16 protein-coding genes and 1 pseudogene are annotated in these 16,012 nt (G+C 61.2%); 6 read left to right on the forward strand and 11 right to left on the reverse strand.

What is annotated here, in order from left to right; all coding sequences use genetic code 11:
• Both JQK88_RS35840 and yghU read left to right on the forward strand, forming a co-directional pair.
• The coding region (locus tag JQK88_RS35840; RefSeq protein WP_210388430.1) for a hypothetical protein at window positions 1-193 on the forward strand (193 nt) is incomplete at its 5' end.
• A gap of 107 nt (window positions 194-300) precedes the next feature.
• Window positions 301-1,170, forward strand: a complete 870-nt coding sequence (yghU, locus tag JQK88_RS32335; RefSeq protein WP_203280654.1) for a glutathione-dependent disulfide-bond oxidoreductase — start codon at window positions 301-303, stop codon at window positions 1,168-1,170.
• Between the two features lie 156 nt (window positions 1,171-1,326).
• On the opposite strand, the gene JQK88_RS32340 is transcribed toward yghU, so the two are convergent.
• Window positions 1,327-2,535 carry an aminotransferase-like domain-containing protein gene (locus JQK88_RS32340; protein ID WP_192249123.1) on the reverse strand — a complete coding sequence of 403 codons (1,209 nt, stop codon included), beginning with the start codon at window positions 2,533-2,535 and terminating at the stop codon, window positions 1,327-1,329.
• A gap of 247 nt (window positions 2,536-2,782) precedes the next feature.
• Here JQK88_RS32340 and JQK88_RS32345 point away from each other — a divergent pair, with 247 nt between their 5' ends.
• Complete coding sequence (locus JQK88_RS32345) at window positions 2,783-3,523, forward strand: sulfotransferase family protein (RefSeq protein ID WP_192249120.1); 741 nt, start codon at window positions 2,783-2,785, stop codon at window positions 3,521-3,523.
• 101 nt (window positions 3,524-3,624) lie between these two features.
• Here JQK88_RS32345 and JQK88_RS32350 read toward each other — a convergent pair whose 3' ends face one another.
• Window positions 3,625-3,780, reverse strand: a complete 156-nt coding sequence (locus tag JQK88_RS32350; protein ID WP_203280655.1) for a DUF1127 domain-containing protein — start codon at window positions 3,778-3,780, stop codon at window positions 3,625-3,627.
• A 227-nt stretch (window positions 3,781-4,007) separates the two neighbouring features.
• Entirely contained in the window at window positions 4,008-4,670 is a 663-nt protein-coding gene (locus tag JQK88_RS32355; RefSeq protein WP_312037374.1) for a class I SAM-dependent methyltransferase, read from the reverse strand.
• A 212-nt stretch (window positions 4,671-4,882) separates the two neighbouring features.
• Between JQK88_RS32355 and JQK88_RS32360 the strand changes: the two genes are divergently transcribed.
• A complete protein-coding gene (locus tag JQK88_RS32360) occupies window positions 4,883-7,060 on the forward strand; it encodes an adenylate/guanylate cyclase domain-containing protein (RefSeq protein ID WP_203280656.1) in 2,178 nt (725 codons plus the stop codon).
• Between the two features lie 104 nt (window positions 7,061-7,164).
• A complete protein-coding gene (locus JQK88_RS32365; protein WP_203280657.1) occupies window positions 7,165-9,354 on the forward strand; it encodes an adenylate/guanylate cyclase domain-containing protein in 2,190 nt (729 codons plus the stop codon).
• A gap of 12 nt (window positions 9,355-9,366) precedes the next feature.
• Here the strand turns inward: JQK88_RS32365 and JQK88_RS32370 are convergent, their stop codons facing one another.
• The 4 genes from JQK88_RS32370 to JQK88_RS32385 all read right to left on the reverse strand — a co-directional run bounded on the left by JQK88_RS32370 (window position 9,367) and on the right by JQK88_RS32385 (window position 11,863).
• The gene (locus JQK88_RS32370) at window positions 9,367-9,867 is read right to left on the reverse strand and encodes a YHS domain-containing (seleno)protein (protein WP_203280658.1); all 501 of its coding nucleotides are present in this window, start codon (window positions 9,865-9,867) and stop codon (window positions 9,367-9,369) included.
• Window positions 9,868-9,880: 13 nt separating this feature from the next.
• The gene (locus JQK88_RS32375; RefSeq protein ID WP_203280659.1) at window positions 9,881-10,471 is read right to left on the reverse strand and encodes an ankyrin repeat domain-containing protein; all 591 of its coding nucleotides are present in this window, start codon (window positions 10,469-10,471) and stop codon (window positions 9,881-9,883) included.
• Window positions 10,472-10,744: 273 nt separating this feature from the next.
• A complete protein-coding gene (locus tag JQK88_RS36630; RefSeq protein WP_312037375.1) occupies window positions 10,745-11,173 on the reverse strand; it encodes a transposase in 429 nt (142 codons plus the stop codon).
• A 315-nt stretch (window positions 11,174-11,488) separates the two neighbouring features.
• Window positions 11,489-11,863, reverse strand: a complete 375-nt coding sequence (locus tag JQK88_RS32385) for a tautomerase family protein (RefSeq protein WP_203280660.1) — start codon at window positions 11,861-11,863, stop codon at window positions 11,489-11,491.
• A 214-nt stretch (window positions 11,864-12,077) separates the two neighbouring features.
• Here JQK88_RS32385 and JQK88_RS32390 point away from each other — a divergent pair, with 214 nt between their 5' ends.
• Window positions 12,078-12,641, forward strand: a complete 564-nt coding sequence (locus JQK88_RS32390; protein ID WP_203280679.1) for a TetR/AcrR family transcriptional regulator — start codon at window positions 12,078-12,080, stop codon at window positions 12,639-12,641.
• 101 nt (window positions 12,642-12,742) lie between these two features.
• On the opposite strand, the gene JQK88_RS32395 is transcribed toward JQK88_RS32390, so the two are convergent.
• From JQK88_RS32395 to JQK88_RS32415, 4 genes and pseudogenes are all read right to left on the reverse strand, one after another.
• Window positions 12,743-12,922, reverse strand: coding sequence for a LysR family transcriptional regulator (locus JQK88_RS32395; protein ID WP_203280661.1), 180 nt, complete (start codon window positions 12,920-12,922; stop codon window positions 12,743-12,745).
• Between the two features lie 175 nt (window positions 12,923-13,097).
• Window positions 13,098-14,113 (reverse strand): annotated as a pseudogene (locus tag JQK88_RS32405) (magnesium transporter).
• 53 nt (window positions 14,114-14,166) lie between these two features.
• Entirely contained in the window at window positions 14,167-14,652 is a 486-nt protein-coding gene (locus JQK88_RS32410) for a tyrosine-type recombinase/integrase (RefSeq protein ID WP_246750143.1), read from the reverse strand.
• A 286-nt stretch (window positions 14,653-14,938) separates the two neighbouring features.
• Window positions 14,939-16,009, reverse strand: coding sequence for an adenylate/guanylate cyclase domain-containing protein (locus tag JQK88_RS32415; RefSeq protein ID WP_203280664.1), 1,071 nt, complete (start codon window positions 16,007-16,009; stop codon window positions 14,939-14,941).
• Window positions 16,010-16,012: the final 3 nt, after the last annotated feature.

The following is a 16,012-nucleotide window of genomic DNA, read 5'->3' on the forward strand; positions in this document are numbered from 1 at the left end:
CTCGAACCTCTCGCAGGATAGACATAATCAACGGCACCGCGGCCTCCTCTGTAGCGAGAAAGCCTCTCAAGAATCCCTCTTTTCCTACTTGGCAAGAGCCAATCAACTTATCTGCGATTCCCCTGCCGTGAACGGGGAGAAGGGAAAAGGCGCCGACATTGATAATAGTTCAACACAAGTTGAACCTTTCTGAATTGCACCTATCTCTGTCAGTACTTAGCTTCGAGTCGACTTTTCCGCCATCAGTCTCGCGCCGTAGCGCAAGCCGTTTCCGCCCGCCAAATCCAAGGAATTCCTCGCATGACCGAATACACCCCGCCGAAAGTCTGGAGCTGGAAGAAAGCCAATGGCGGCACGTTCGCCAGCATCAACCGGCCGATCGCCGGCCCGACGCATGACAAGGTGCTGCCGGTGGGCAAGCATCCGCTGCAGCTCTACTCGCTGGCGACGCCGAACGGCGTCAAGGTGACCGTCATGCTGGAGGAACTCTTGGCGCTCGGCCACAAGGGTGCCGAATACGACGCCTGGCTGATCCGTATCAACGACGGCGACCAGTTCGGTTCGGGCTTTGTCGAGGTCAATCCCAATTCCAAGATCCCGGCGCTGCTCGACCGGAGCGGCAAGACGCCGGTTCGCGTCTTCGAGTCCGGCTCGATCCTGCTTTATCTGGCGGAAAAATTCGGCGAATTCCTGCCGACCGAACAGCCGGCGCGCGCGGAAACCTTGTCCTGGCTGTTCTGGCAGATGGGGTCGGCGCCCTATCTCGGCGGCGGCTTCGGCCATTTCTACGCCTACGCGCCGGAGAAATTCGAATACGCCATCGACCGCTTCGCCATGGAGACCAAGCGCCAGCTCGACGTGCTCGACCGCCGGCTGGCGGAGACCGAATATCTCGGCGGAGCCGGCTATTCGATCGCCGACATGGCGGTGTGGCCCTGGTATGGCGGCCTGGCGCTCGGCCGCATGTACAATGATTCCGCCGAGTTCCTGTCGGTGCAGGACTATGAGCACGTGCAGCGCTGGGCCAAGGCGATCGACGCCCGCCCGACGGTGCAGCGCGGCCGCATGGTCAACCGCGCCTTCGGCGATCCGGCCATGCAGCTGCACGAACGCCACGACGCCGGCGATTTCGAGACCAAGACGCAGGATAAGCTGGTGGCGGCGGAGTGAGGCGTCGATCTCCCCCCTTGAGGGGGAGATGTCGCCGAAGGCGACAGAGGGGGTCAGCTCGACCGGGCTCGGCCTCCTTGCGGCAGAAGGAGGTTGGCGCTCTACGCGAAGCGACCCCCTCTGGCCTGCCGGCCATCTCCCCCTCGCGGGGGGAGATTAGCTCTTCATCAACTTCGCCAACCTCGGCACGCCCTCACCCACCGCGCGCTCATCGGCGAGCGTAAAGCTCATCCGCATCGTGTTGCGTCCCGAACCGTCAGCATAGAAGGCATTGCCTGGTACGAACGCCACGCGGGCTTCCTTGACCGAGCGGGCGAGCAGCGCTGTGGCGTCCGACCCCTCGGGCAGCGTCAGCCAGACGAACATGCCGCCTTCGGGGCGGCTCCAGCTCACACCGTTGGGCATTTCAGCCTCGAGCGCGGCAAGCAGAGCGTCGCGGCGACCACGATAGGCGTCGATCAGCTTTTCCACCTGGCGGTCGAACACGGCCTCGGAGACGCGGTGCATGATCAGCTGGTTGATCGACGGGCTGTGCAGGTCCGAGGCCTGCTTCATCAGCACCAGGCGCTCGACCACGCGGCGCGGCGCGCAGACCCAGCCAACGCGCATGCCCGGCGACAGAATCTTTGAGAACGAGCCGCAATAGAGCGTGCGCGCATTGTCGATACCACCGGAGCGTTCGCAGTCGAGTGCCAGCATCGGCGGCTCGCCCTCGCCGTCATAGCGCAGCGCGCGATAGGCGGCGTCCTCTATGACGGCGATGTCGAGCTCGCCGGCAAGATCGAGCACCGCCTCGCGTTGCGCGCGGTTCAGCGTCTCGCCGGTCGGGTTGGCGAAATCGGGCACCAGATAGGCGAATTTCACCTTGCCGCCAGCGGCAGCGGCCGCCTGCTGGTAGGCGGCCGGCGTCATGTTGCCGCCATCCGGAGTCAGCCGGTCATAGCGCGGCTCATAGGCGTTGAAGGCCTGCAGCGCGCCGAGATAGGTCGGCCACGTCACCAGTGCGGTGTCGCCGGGCGACAGGAACAGCTTGCCGAGATAATCCAGCGCCTGCTGCGAGCCGGAGGTGATGAAGATGTTGTGCTCATCGCAAGCGATGCCGAGCTTGCCCATCTGGCCGGCCAGCCAGCGCCGCAGCGGCAGATAGCCTTCCGAGACCTGGTATTGCAGTGCCGTGCCTGCATCCGGGCCGCCGAGCACCGAGGCATAGGCATCGGCGATTGCTTGCGACGGAAACAAAGCCGGATCGGGGATGCCGCCGGCAAACGAGATGATGTCGGGCTGGTCGAGCAGTTTCAGCAGCTCGCGGATTTCCGACGCCTTCATCCGCGAGGCGCGCGACGCCAACAGGTCCATCAAACTCATCAGCCCACCTCCCGGGATACGGCATCTGGTCAAGCATGATCGTTCCGACCATGCAAATTTAGGTCAATCTAGCTGACCTATTATCCTGCTGGAATAGCCAGAATGCCATTCCGCGTGGCCCAGGCGCAAAAGCAACCACATTTTACCGCTCAACGTGGAAAATTGTTGCGCGCCCGAAGGCGTGGATGCAACCTCGTTCCGAGCCCACCGGCATAAAAGGAAAAGTGGTCTCAAGCAGGGGGATAGAATGACGCTCGAGCTCATCGGGGCCGGATTCGGCCGCACCGGCACATGGTCGACCTTTGCCGCGCTGAACAGGCTGGGCCTTCCCAGCTACCACATGCAGGAAGTCATCCTCAACAAGGCCAACAAGGGCCATCTCGACTTCTGGCGCAAGGTGGCGAACAGCCCGCCCGGCACGCAGCACGACTGGAACCGGGTCTTTGCCAACTACAAGGCAACGGTCGACAACCCCGGCTGCTGCGTGTGGCGCGAATTGATGGCCGCCTATCCCGACGCCAAGGTGCTGCTCACCCTGCACCCGCGCGGCGCCGAAGCCTGGTACGACAGCACCATCGACACGATCTACTTCACCGAGAATGTCTGGCAGTTCAAGGTCCTGGAGTGGCTGACGCCGTTCGGCCGGAAATTCGGCGACATGTCGAGCAAACTGGTCTGGGGCCGCACGCTGGCCGGGGTGATGGACGACCGCGCCAAGGCGATCGCACGCTACAACGCCTATACCGAGGAGGTGAAGGCGGCGGTGCCGCCGGAAAAGCTGCTGGTGTTCAAGGTAACGGACGGCTGGGCTCCGCTCTGCGCCTTCCTCGGCGTCGCGCTGCCCAACGAGCCCTTCCCCAACCTCAACGACCGCGAAAGCATCAAGAAGATCATCCGCGACATCATCAAGGGCAGCTACATCATGCTGGGGCTGTCGGTCGCGGCGATCGTGCTTGTGTTGGCGGCGCTGTGGTGGTGGCTGGGGTAGGCAAGGAGAGCAAGATGCCTGCCTCCACTTTGGGAGTTGGACGACCGGCTTGCCTCAGCAGTCGCCGCGCCTCGCGCGTGCGATTTCGGCGCCGCGACCGCCTAGAACGGTAGCCGTATTTCATCGATCGCCTTCGACTCCGTCCAGCCAATGTCCTTCTGGATCTCCGTCGGCAACGCATTCAGTGCCCTCACGGTCTTCCTGTGCCTGCTGGCGCGCGCCAAGGCGGCGCGAATTCTGATGAGACTTTCAAACATCGGTAACCTCCATGCAGAAGCAGAGCGCTGCCTCGGGCCCGCTCTTGCACGGCCCCTGTAACCGATCGATTGCGCGGCAACGGTGAAGCGGTTCACATAGCGATGCCAGTCAGAAACATTTGTATGCAAATCAGTTTAGGGAATTGAAGAAGCGCCACGAAGGGCCGCGCAAGAGTACACGCGTGCAACGATGTCAGACACTTGGCCTGCTGGCCTGAAGTGTCGATTCAGCCGCTGTCGGCTAAGCCCTTATTCCGGAGCCTGCGAATCTTCGCATGAGGCTTTCTGAAAAAACCGGACAGAATATTCGGACCCGCTTCGCCCGGCCGCAGCCTGATGCCGTCCTCGAAGCCATTCAGCGTTACGCATTCGAAGCCGTGGTGCGCCAGAAGCGCCACCAGCGAGTCCCGGTCGAAATGGTGCAAATGCTCGTTGGGCAGACGCATGCGCCACGTCTCGAACCACGCATCGCCATCGGCGCCGAGCTCACGCCAGCGACAATAAGGAACGGCGATGGCCAGATGGCGGGTCTGAAGGCGGGCGAGAAAACCCAGGTCAGGGATGTGCTCGAGCACGTCGAACATCGCCACGAGATCCCACGCGCCGGCGAGCGCCTCATCCCAATCGACAAAGCGGACGCCCTTGGGCAGCGGAAACCGGGTGATGTCGCAGCCGGCACAGTCGGCAACCCCGGTAATCTTGGCCGCCTCGATAAACGTGCCGGTGCCATAGCCGATCTCCAGCACCGACCGCGGTATCTCACCGGTGATCCCCAGCACCCAGCCAAGCCGCTGATAGCCGAGCTTGATGGTGCGGTCGCTCAGGTCCTCGTAATAGGACATGTATTGCTTGTCGTATTTGATCGGCGTGATGTCGATCTGGTGGATCACGCCAAACCGGTCGATTTCGTAATTGTCCAGCATTCGCGTACGGCCCCCCGGGAGTGCGAAGCCTTACATGATGGAGCTGAACGTAAAGTAAGTGGCCAGGAGGTGGTGGTTGCATTGACCGCTGCCCCAGGGGCCGAGCACCCTCGCAATCAAAGTAGTACTAGAATACGCTCGTCAGCGAAGCGTTGACCTAGGGGGCAAGACACCCGCACATGGAGCGAAGGCTTACCGCAATCCTTGCTGCCGATGTGGTTGGCTACAGCCGCCTCATGGGCGAGGACGAGGTTGGCACGCTCGAGCGGTTGAAAAGTTGCCGTCGCGAACTGGTCGACCCAGCGATCAAGGAATTCCACGGGCGCATTATCAAGCTCATGGGCGACGGCGCGCTGGTCGAATTCGCCAGCGTCGTCGATGCCGTCCAGTGCGCTGCCATGATCCAACGGCGGATGGCCGATCGCAATAAAGGCACCGCCGATGCCCGGCAGATCCAGTTTCGCATCGGCGTCAATCTTGGCGACGTCATTGTCGAGGAAAATGACATCTACGGCGATGGCGTCAACATCGCTGCTCGCCTGGAATCGATGGCCGAGCCGGGGGGTGTATGTATCTCGGGCACGGCGTTCGATCACGCACTGCACAAGGTTGATGTCGGCTTTGCCAGTCTTGGCGAGCAGCGCCTCAAGAACATCGCCGATCCGGTTCGCGCCTATCAGCTGCTGCTGGATCCCGCGGCATCGGGAAAGATCACAGCCGCGCCACATCGCCCGGGATCGCGCGTCATGATCCTGGCGAGTGTCGCGGCTCTGGCATTCGCCGTGCTTGCCGGCTTTTTCGCATGGCAGAAGTTCTCGATGCCATCGCGGCCATCGGTTGCCGTGCTGCCGTTTGCAAATCTCGGCGGCGATCCAGGCCAGGACTATTTCGCTGACGGCATCACCGAGGATCTGATCACCGACCTCACCAAGCTTTCCGGTCTCGATGTCATCGCCCGCAATTCCGTCTTCGCCTACAAGAATCGGCCTGCGGCGCTGGCCGATGTCGCGCGCAACCTTGGCGTCCGCTACGTCGTTGAGGGCAGCGTCCGCCGCACCGGCGAGCAGATCCGCCTCAATGCCCAGCTCATCGATACGGCAACGGGCGACAATCTGTGGGCCAACCGGTTCGACCGTGGCATGGCCGGCGTGTTTACCGTCCAGGAAGAGATGAGCGGGGAGATCGCCAAAGCGCTCGGCATGCAACCTTCGGCAGCGGAAAGCGAGCGCATGGCGCGCCCGCCCACCGAAAACCTCGAGGCCTACGATTTCTACCTTCGGGCCGAGCAGACAGCACGGACCGGCCGGCGCGACGGGCTGCGGGAGGCGCTTGCGCTCTACGACAAGGCGGAGGAGCTTGACCCCACCTTTGCCGAAGCCTTCGCGGCGGATGCAAGCATGACAGTCTATATCTGGCGCGAATCTTTCAACGACATCATGCAGAGCGCGCCGGCGCGCAAGCGCGCCTATGAGAAGGCAAGCCGTGCGCTGCAACTCGATCCGGACCTCTCGTCGCCTTATGCGATCCTTGGCATCATGCAGGTCGTGGATCGCCGCTACGAGGAAGCCATCGCTTCGGTCGAGCGAGCCGTCGCGCTCGGCCCCGGCGATGCGGAGACGCAAATAGCTCTAGGGTACGTGCAACTGTTCGCCGGCAATCATGCCGAGGCAGCCGCAGCGGTCGAGACAGCGCTCAGGCTCGACCCCAACCTTTCACCCATCAACCGGCAAATTGCTGGCCTGGTCTTTCTCATTCAAGGAAGCAACGAAAAGGCGATCGAGGCGCTCGAACGCACGCGCGACGATGCGCCTTCAGTCGGAGATTTCAGAATTACGCTTGGTGCCGCATACGCCCGCGCCGGCCGCCTGCAGGATGCGAGGGCGGCGGTCGCCGAGGGACTAGGTTCCATGTCGACACCTGGGTTCGATTCATTGTCCGCATACCGGCTCAACGGTGCCCAATACCGTAACCCCCGGGATTTGGCTCTCATCATCGACGCGTTGCAGCAGGCGGGCTTGCCCGAATGGCCGTTCGGCTTCACGGGCGACGAGCGCAATCGCTTGAAGGGCGAAGAGATCGCCTCGCTGGTGCTGGGCCATACGCTGCAGGGCCAGCTTGAACCAGGTCTCCAACAAGCCTTCCTCCAGATCGGGAGCGACGGCAAGGCAGCCTTCCGCTCCACCACGCGGCTGGTCACCGAGACCGTCCGTGTCGATGGCGACCTTTTGTGCGAGCTGAGCGAGAATATGTTCGGGCGCCCGGACTGCGGACCCGTCTATAAACGCCGTGACAATGGAGGCGGCGGCTATTCCTTCGTCAACTCAAGCAAGGTGTTCCACTTCGCGGTGATTCAGTAGATGCACGCGTCTCGGTGAAAGCGGCTGCTTACGCTCGCGTTCGACGCGGGACTGGAATAGGCTGCAGGGAAGCCGCGTGATCGACCGGGAGGGCGCAGGCAGGTATGGAGCGACGGCTCACCGCAATCCTTGCTGCCGATGTGGTTGGCTATAGCCACCTCATGGGCGAGGACGAGGTCGGTACGCTCGAGCGGTTGAAAAGTTGCCGTCGCGAACTGGTCGACCCTGCGATCAAGGAATTCCACGGCCGCATGGTCAAACTAATGGGCGACGGCGCGCTGGTCGAGTTCGCCAGCGTCGTCGATGCCGTCCAGTGCGCTGCCATGATCCAACGCCGGATGGCCGATCGCAATAAAGGCACCGCCGAGGCCCGGCAGATCCAGTTTCGCATCGGCGTCAATCTTGGCGACGTCATTGTCGAGGAAAATGACATCTACGGCGATGGCGTCAACATCGCCGCTCGCCTCGAGGCTATGGCCGAGCCAGGCGGAGTCTGCATCTCCGGAACCGCATTTGATCATGCCGTCCACAAGGTTGATGTCGGCTTTGCCAGTCTTGGCGAGCAGCGCCTCAAGAACATCGCCGATCCGGTTCGCGCCTATCGGCTGCTGCTGGATCCCGCAGCATCGGGTAAAATCAAGGTGGCGGTTCGCCGGCCGGTATCCCCCCGGGCGATCGGGATGGCAGGAATCGCGGTCCTGCTCGTCGTGCTCCTGGCAGGATTGTTTGCGTGGCAATCGAGGACATCTTTCTTAGCCGACCGACCATCGGTTGCCGTGCTGCCGTTTACAAACCTCGGGGGTGATCCGAGCCAGGACTATTTTGTGGACGGCATCACCGAGGATTTGATCACCGACCTCACCAAGCTTTCCGGTCTCGATGTCATCGCCCGCAATTCCGTCTTCGCCTACAAGAATCGGCCTGCGGCGCTGGCCGATGTCGCGCGCGACCTTGGCGTCCGCTACGTCGTTGAGGGCAGCGTCCGCCGCACCGGCGAGCAGATCCGCCTCAATGCCCAGCTCATCGATACGGCAACGGGCGACAATCTGTGGGCCAACCGGTTCGACCGTGGCATGGCCGGCGTGTTTGCCGTCCAGGAAGAGATGAGCGGGGAGATCGCCAAAGCGCTTGGCATGCAACCTTCGGCAGCGGAAAGCGAGCGCATGGCACGCCCGCCGACGAACAATCTCGAGGCCTACGACTACTATCTCCAAGCCGAGACAGCGTCACGCAACGTCCTGCAGGCCGGGCTGCGGGAGGCGCTTGCGCTCTATGAAAAGGCGGAGGGGCTCGACCCGGCGTTCGCGGAAGCCTTTGCGGCCGACGCGCGCACGACAGTCTATATCTGGCGCGAGGCCTTCAACGACATCATGCAGAGCGCGCCCGCGCGCAAGCGAGCCTATGAGAAGGCGAGCCGAGCTTTGGAACTCGAACCGGACCTTTCATCGCCCTATGCAATTCTCGGTATCATGCAGGTCGTGAATCGCCGCTACGAAGATGCGATTGCCTCTGCCAAGAAGGCTGTTTCAATCGGTCCGGGCGATGCAGAGGCGCAAGCAGCCCTTGGATATGTTCAGTTATGCGCCGGCAATTATGCCGAGGCAGCCGCAGCGGTCGAGACAGCGCTCAGGCTCGACCCCGACCTCTCCGCCATCAACAGGGAAACTGCCGGGCTGGTTTTTCTTCTTCAGGGGAATGTCGATAAAGCGATCGAGACTCTCGAGCGCACCCGCGACGATGCGTCCACGGTTGGCAACTTTCGGTTTACACTCGCTGCCGCGTATGTCCGCGGCGGCCGTCTACCGGATGCGAAAGCCGAAATCGCAGCTGGGCTCCACCTCGTAGCAGGGTCCAGCTACGTGGACTCCTTGGCTGGGTGGCAGATGACTCATGCACATTTCCGGAACCCGCAGGATCTGGCGATCCTCGTCAACGCACTGCGCCAGGCAGGCCTACCCCAATGGCGCTATGGCTTTACCCCGGACGAGCACGACCAGTTGAAGGGTGTTGAGATCGCGTCCCTGGTCATTGGCCATACATTGCAAGGCCAGATCGAACCCGGTCTGCAACCAGCCTTCCTTCAGATCGGGAGCGACGGCAAGGCGGCCTTCCGCACGACGACGCGGCTGGTCACCGAGACCGTCTACGTCGATGGCGATCTCTTGTGCGAGCAGAGCGAGAACCTGTTCGGGCGCCCCGACTGCGGTCCCGTCTACAGACGCAATGACGAAGCCGGCAAAGGCTACTCCTATGCCAATACAAGCAAGGTGTTTCACTTCACGGTCGTCCAGTAGGCGAACCTGGTCTCAGTGATACGTGTCGAGCTCCAAATTGGCCGCGACCTTCGGCCAGTTGGCATCGGCTTTCGGTATGTTTTCAGCCGCATGCGCGGCGAAATCGTCCGCATTGCCGACGTCGTAGATCAGGTAGAGTTTGCCGTCGATAATCTTGAACGCTTCCGGATCGACATTGATCGTGACGCCACCGCCCACGACTTCGCCAGCACAGTAGCCGCCATATTGAGGAGCGTACTTGACCGGTTCGCTCATGAACATTTCCTGGTGTTTCTTGCTGGCAAAATGCCAAGGTGTCCCCAGCCATTCATAAGTGAATTCTTCGGAGCCCTTCACGGCCTTGCCGTCAGTGAAGTAAGCGACCGTGTCGTAGCCCATGATCGCCACACCGCCGAAATAGCCGGTGTTTACCGAATCGTCGGCTCGGGCCGATCCCGCGCCGGCGACCGCAGCTACCGCGACCAGAGCAGCCGCCCCCAAATTCCGAAGTTGTGACTTGATCATCGTGCTCATCTGCATCCTCCCGTTAATCGTGGATCTCGCTGCACTTCGCCGCGTTCACCTCGCCAAGGATTTTGGCTTGGCAGGTAGCACCATGGCGTTTGAACAGTCGTATGATATCCGTGTTACCCTTCCAGAATGCGCGCGTTGTCGGCATGTAGCCATGAGCCTCGGGATGGTTTACATCGGCACCTTTCGTAATAAGGAATTCGGCCAGTTCAACGTGGTTTTCCTCGCCGGCCACCAACAACGGCGTAGCACCCGCCTTGTTGGCGGCATCGTCGAGCACCGCGCCTTTTTCCAGCAGCAGCTTGGCGATCGGCAGGCTGCCCGAGAAGGCCGCCGCATGAAGCGGGGTAAAGCCACCCGAGTTACGCGCCATGACGTCGGCACCCTTGCCCAGCAGCAATTCGGCGATTTCCGGCTGGTTGTCGAGCGCTGCAGCGATGAGGAGGGTTGCCTGGTCGCGCGCCCGGCTGTCGACGTCGGCACCGCCCGCCAGGGCTTGCTCTACGGCACCCTTGTCGCCGGCGGCGATGGAGTCGAACAATTGCTCACCTGCGGCTGCAGTTGTAGCCGCCAATACCAGCATACCAAGTGCCAGCAGTCCGCGCATGACGTAGAGGTAGCATATATTAGCTTGGAATCATACAAGTTGCGTTGGACTTATCGGGGCAGATGCCGGCGGAGTCCGTGATGTTCAACATTACCGCCCTTGGCGTGACGTCGATCTGGTGGATCACGCCAAACCGGTCGATCTCGTAATTGTCCAGCATTGGCCGTACGGCCCCCCCGGGATTGCGAAGCCTTACATGGTGGAGCTGAACGTAAAGTAAGTGGCTAGGGGGTACGCCAAATCCACGGGGCGGCTGATGGCAGCGACGGAGCTTCAAGACCGCAGTGGTATGCCGATTGGCGCCGATCTTATCGATGAGTTCGCTTTCGGGTTGGCTGGACACTTAATCCGGCCCGCTGATGCCGAATACGACGAGGCACGCCGTATTTGGAACGCGGCAATGGTCCGGTAGCGGCGCATCAACCACAACGCTTCGAGGTCCCGAACGCAAGCGCGCTCAAGATGCCGCGATGATCGGACTTGGTTGAGATAGCCCCAAATGTAAAGGCGGAGCATGTCGCCAGGCTGGAATCCTGGCCTGCCAGTCGCCGCCGCGACTGCCCGGTTGAAGCCCAGGTCGGCCAGTTCCAGGCTGGCGACGAATGCATCGACGACACGGACGAGGGCTGGCGCGACGTAGTCGTCGACGCACGCTGGCAGCAGGCTGATCTGATCTCGGCTATCGCCTTCGACGAAGCTCACCGTCCGCCTCCATCCATTTTAACATGCTGATTCTACGGTGATTTACTGGATTTGACGAAGTTCTTGGGGCGTCTCTGGGTCTCGCCACCCTTGACGGGGAGCCTCGCGAAGGTCCGGTTCGCGGAAGGGCTGCGCCCTTCGCTAACGACCCGAACCGGCCATGAGAACCCTGCCCAAAACCTGCGGCTGGGAAGTCTCTGCGTAGGCTTTGCCCACCCGGCGGCCCCCATGCACCAAGGCGTGTGAACGCGAGCCTCCTGTTGGAATGACGGAGGCTTTGCCTCCGCCTCACCGTTACAGTTCAGATTCAGCCATTCACCAGGGCTGGCCGTCGCCAAACGACCAGTCCTCTTTGTCCACGAAGACCATGTTGATCATGATGTCGTCTGCACGGATGGCCAGCTTGGTTTTCAGCTCGTCGGCGATGAACCGGTAGAAGGCGAACTTAGTGTCTCTCTCGTTTCCGACGGTGCTGGTTACCTGGATCAGCATGAAGTCGGGGGACCGACTGAAGCCGAGGAATTTGGGATCATAAATTAGGTTTTCGGTGGTGTGTTCGCCGACAACCACGAAGCGGTCACCGTCGGGCGCCTTGAGGATATCGATGATGCCCCTGTAAACGATGTCGGCCACTGCGGCGCGGTACTCGGGGGTTTTGCCTTGGATCAGATCGATGCGTGCGAACGGCATTGTAGCCTCCTTCAGGTTGGGTTTCGGATTAAGCGTCGGTCGAGGAGTGAGTGTTCAGACCCAAGAGTTTCAACTTGTCGGTCATCGGATGTCTCGCTTTCATCTAGCTCGCCACCTGCCTGTCAGATGACAGGTATCCAACTAACACCCGAAGCTTGCAACGTCAACCCCTGTCTGCCATATGACAGATGAGGTGTGAAAAATGGCGGCGACGATGAAAGAGAATGCGAGGGAAGCGATCCTTCTGGCCGCGCGGGAAGCGGCGATGGCGTACGGCTACGGTGGGATAAACTTCCGCGATCTTGCGGAAACCGTCGGCATCAAGGCCGCCAGCATCAATTACTATTTCCCAAACAAAGCCTCCCTCGGCGAGGCAGTCGCGAAGCGCTATTGGGAAGACATTGCCGCTGACCTGGACGCCATCTCAGCGGAAGCTCGAGATCCGATCGACGCCTTGCGCCGCTATCCGAGCGTCTTCCGAGCGTCGCTCGAGCGCGATAATCGCATTTGCCTGGCCAGCTTTATGGCAACCGAACACGCCGAACTGCCCGAAGCGGTCTTGAAAGAAGTGCAGACCTTTGCCGACGTCAATGTCGCTTGGTTGAGTCGGCATCTCACCGCTGCGGGAATTGTCGGGCCCGACGAAAGCGAACCAAGGGCTCGCGCGATCTATGCCGCCGTAGCTGGCGCTCAAATAATCGCTCGGAGTCGGTCGGACATCTCAGTCTTCGACGGATTGATCGAGAGCTACCGCGCAGCGGGGCCGCTCCCGAGATAGATACTGCGCAGAACTTGCGACGTCCGTTTCAGGGGCTGCAGTTAGCAGACCGAAAGACTTAAAGTGGTCGGGAGCTGCCGCAGATAATTCAGTCGTAGAGATTAGTTTTCGCACAGCCTGTCCTGCAATGCCCCAATCGTCGGTACCACGAATCTGGTGGCGAAAGCGGTTGGCGCACCGATGCGCAGAAGGCCGCGAGGCCGCGCGCGCCGCTCGCTGGCTTCAAGGCGCGCGTCGGCGATCTCGGCCACTGCTGGCCTCACCCGGTCATAGAATGCCATTATCGCTTCCGTGACGGCGGAGCGCCGCGTCGTGCGCCTTGGCCAGTCTGATCCCTTGCTCAGGAGTGAAACGAGACATCGATGCAGCTTTCGTCGTCAAACGAACTCGGTGGCGCTGAGCATTTCCGATCAATCTTTAGAGGAGGGCCGGACGTCCGATTTCCGACTGACCTTGCTACAGCACCAGCACGGTGGCCAGCCCCAGCATCAGGCCCATGCCTACAATATCGGTCAAGGTGGTGAGGAAGATCGCCGAAGCGACCGCCGGGTCGGCGCCGACCCGGCGCAGGCCCAACAGGATCAGCACGCCAGAGATCCGGACAAGAGGCACGATCCGCACATGGCAAGCAGGATCACAAGTGCCAGCATGGGCGCTTGGGCCGCCGACTCCGGCTGCCTCGAGGCGTAGAACCACATCGCCGCAGCCGCAACAAGGCCGACGAGCAGGCCGTTGGCGATCCCGAGCGCGCCCTCTCTCATCACCAGGTGGAGCTTTGGTCGTTTGTCCACATCCCCCAGGGCAAGGCCACGCAGCGTCATAGCCAGTGCCTGGCAGCCGGTGTTTCCGCTCTGCCCGGCCAAGACCGGGAGGAACGCCGCCAGGGCGACGATCTTCTCGATCGTGCCGGTGAACGAACTGACCACGAATGCGGCCAGGAAGGCCGTCAGGAGGTTCAACTGCAGCCACGGATGACGCTTCAAGAAGGCTGAAAACAGCGGCGTAAAAGAGCGCTCCTCCTTCTGGACACCTACCATCTGGCCAGACTGGGCGGAAATCTCAATGATTTGCTGCTCGAACAACCGCCAACCGCGAACCTGCCCGAGCAGCCGGTTCTCGGCGTCCACCACCGGGTAGACAGGGTAGTGACGCCGGACCGCTGCCTCGCATGCGTTGCTCAAAGGGAGATCGACCTTGAGAGCAAACGGCCTGGGCAGCATGATCTGATCGACAATGGCGGCTGGTTCGCTCAGCATCAGATCGCGTAGGACCACAAGGCCAACCAGTTTATTGCCCTCGTCCGTGACGTAGAGATAAGTGAGCTCGGTCGGCACCTGGGCGCGTCTGACAGCTTCAACCGCGGCAGCAACGGTCGTCCCGACAGGGACGCTGGCGGAAATCGGGTCCAGCTCAATGAGCGACTCGGGCATCGCGAAACCCTTGCCATCGCCATGAGACCCGATGGGCCGCATATGCAGTGGCAAATGCTCGGCCACCTTACGGGCGTGCCCGTCCGGCAACAGCTTTAGTGTGTCGCGGATGAACTCGGGAGACTCTCTGGCGAGCAATTCAGCTGCGTCATCAGGTGCTCGGGCACGCAGCGTGCGCACCAAGTTCTGAACGCCGGTCTCATGATGCCAGGTGCTGCTTCGAGCAGCCGAGCCGCTTCCTCCACGCTCAGCACGTCCGGCAGCTTGCGTGGATAGCGCATGATCACCAGCACACGTGCCAGATCCCGCCGCTTCAGCGTCACCAGGAACAGGAACCGCAACGCCGAGACCGCGCCGTTGATGGTCGCGGGCCCGACGCCGTTCTCATGCTGATACAACTGGAAGCGGCGGATGTCCTCGGGCGTCGCAGTATCGGGAGAGCGTCGAAGGAAGGCTGCGAAGCGCCGGACATGACGAACGTAGTCCTGCTGGGTATGGGAGCCTAGGCCCCGCATGAGCATGTCTTGCTGCATGCGCTGGCGAAGCGGCGTGATCGGTGCATCGGTCGACAGGGTGTCCATGGCAAGTTCCTCTCGTTGAAGGAACTCCATGGTCGGATCGCAGCTTCTACCCGCTCAAGACCAATACCTGTCGCGCCATCTCAGAACGAGGCGCCCCTCCCGCGAAGCGGGTTCGTGCATGAGGCGCATTGCCGCCCTGCAGTATTTTGGCCGCAAGCGGGCGGGCAGCTTGGGGGAACGCGGCAACCTTAATGGGCAGGCCGCACCTCCGCGAACATTCGAAACCATGATGTTTGGCTGGCTTGAGACGCAATGCGCTCCAGGGTCGTCACTGCCAGGCGGCAAATCAGGCCGGGAGTCGCCACATTCGCACACGACCTGCACCACGCAATTCCGTTTCCCCGAGTGGGTCGCAAGCGAACTTTGGTCCGAGCAGTTGGTGCGTTGCGTCCGAAATACGGATCTCATCGGGCTCCGCGGACGTTTGAATGCGCGAAGCGAGATTGACGGTCTCACCCCACAGGTCATAAGCGAACCGCCTCTTGCCTATGACGCCGGCGACGATCGGGCCGGAGTGGATTCCAATTCTGAGCCTTATCGGTTCTCCTGCGAAGCGTTCGCGCTTAACCGCCTTGCGCAGCTCAACGGCATAGCGCGCGAGGGCTTTTGCATGATCGGATCGCGCGGTGGGCAGGCCAGCGACCACCATCACACAATCGCCGATTGTCTTGATCTTTTCGCAGCCGTGTCGTTCCGAGAGCCGATCCGCCGCCTTGAAGAAGTAATTCAAAATAGCGAGCGTCGTCACGGCACCGACGGTCCTCGCCCGTTCCGTAAAACCGACGATGTCGGCAAAAAGCACACTGACTTCTGCGTGGTTGTCAGCAATTTTCTTGTGCGCTTTCAACCGCTCCGCGATCGAGGCCGGAAGAATGTTGAGGAGCAAGGCTTCGGCGCGCTGGTATTCACGCGCCAATCCCTCCTGGCTCTTCCTCAATGCCTCGTTCGCCGCTTGCAATTTCTCGTTGAGTTCACGCTCCCTCTCTTGCAGGAGCGTCATTTCATAAGCCTTCTGCTGAAGCCGCTGCCTGTTGGCGCGCTCCGCGGAGGCGTCAAGAAAGACCAGCCACACGCAGTCATCGTCAGCAAAAAAATGAAGGTCCGCGACACGCCCGCTGGGCAGTTCGACCATGGGGATATGAAACGGAAGCTCCGGGCAAGGCAGCAGCCCTTCCATGAATTCAAGCTGCTCGGCAACAGGCTTGCCAATGCGAAGCGACGAGAGCCCGTGATGTTCGACATTGCCGCCCTTCGCAGCCACGCAAAGCTGGGCGTCGATTTTCACATATGCGACAGAGTGCCCATTGTAGAAGAAGTTGAAAATCCAACTTCTGACCTCTTTTGGCAATCCATGCATAGT

The sequence above is a fragment of the Mesorhizobium caraganae genome (genome assembly GCF_016836705.1).
GTDB classification, from domain to species: domain Bacteria; phylum Pseudomonadota; class Alphaproteobacteria; order Rhizobiales; family Rhizobiaceae; genus Mesorhizobium; species Mesorhizobium caraganae.

What these genes read in the sequence shown, in the direction of transcription:
- JQK88_RS32365 (WP_203280657.1), top strand. Translation starts at nt 7,165, where the DNA reads ATGGAGCGACGGCTCACCGCAATCCTTGCTGCCGATGTGGTTGGCTAT.
- JQK88_RS32385 (WP_203280660.1), bottom strand. Translation starts at nt 11,863, where the DNA reads ATGCCGTTCGCACGCATCGATCTGATCCAAGGCAAAACCCCCGAGTAC.
- JQK88_RS32370 (WP_203280658.1), bottom strand. Translation starts at nt 9,867, where the DNA reads ATGAGCACGATGATCAAGTCACAACTTCGGAATTTGGGGGCGGCTGCT.
- JQK88_RS32340 (WP_192249123.1), bottom strand. Translation starts at nt 2,535, where the DNA reads ATGAGTTTGATGGACCTGTTGGCGTCGCGCGCCTCGCGGATGAAGGCG.
- JQK88_RS32390 (WP_203280679.1), top strand. Translation starts at nt 12,078, where the DNA reads ATGAAAGAGAATGCGAGGGAAGCGATCCTTCTGGCCGCGCGGGAAGCG.
- yghU (WP_203280654.1), top strand. Translation starts at nt 301, where the DNA reads ATGACCGAATACACCCCGCCGAAAGTCTGGAGCTGGAAGAAAGCCAAT.
- JQK88_RS32395 (WP_203280661.1), bottom strand. Translation starts at nt 12,922, where the DNA reads ATGGCATTCTATGACCGGGTGAGGCCAGCAGTGGCCGAGATCGCCGAC.
- JQK88_RS32410 (WP_246750143.1), bottom strand. Translation starts at nt 14,652, where the DNA reads ATGGACACCCTGTCGACCGATGCACCGATCACGCCGCTTCGCCAGCGC.
- JQK88_RS32350 (WP_203280655.1), bottom strand. Translation starts at nt 3,780, where the DNA reads ATGTTTGAAAGTCTCATCAGAATTCGCGCCGCCTTGGCGCGCGCCAGC.
- JQK88_RS32360 (WP_203280656.1), top strand. Translation starts at nt 4,883, where the DNA reads ATGGAGCGAAGGCTTACCGCAATCCTTGCTGCCGATGTGGTTGGCTAC.
- JQK88_RS32415 (WP_203280664.1), bottom strand. Translation starts at nt 16,009, where the DNA reads ATGCATGGATTGCCAAAAGAGGTCAGAAGTTGGATTTTCAACTTCTTC.
- JQK88_RS32345 (WP_192249120.1), top strand. Translation starts at nt 2,783, where the DNA reads ATGACGCTCGAGCTCATCGGGGCCGGATTCGGCCGCACCGGCACATGG.
- JQK88_RS32375 (WP_203280659.1), bottom strand. Translation starts at nt 10,471, where the DNA reads ATGCGCGGACTGCTGGCACTTGGTATGCTGGTATTGGCGGCTACAACT.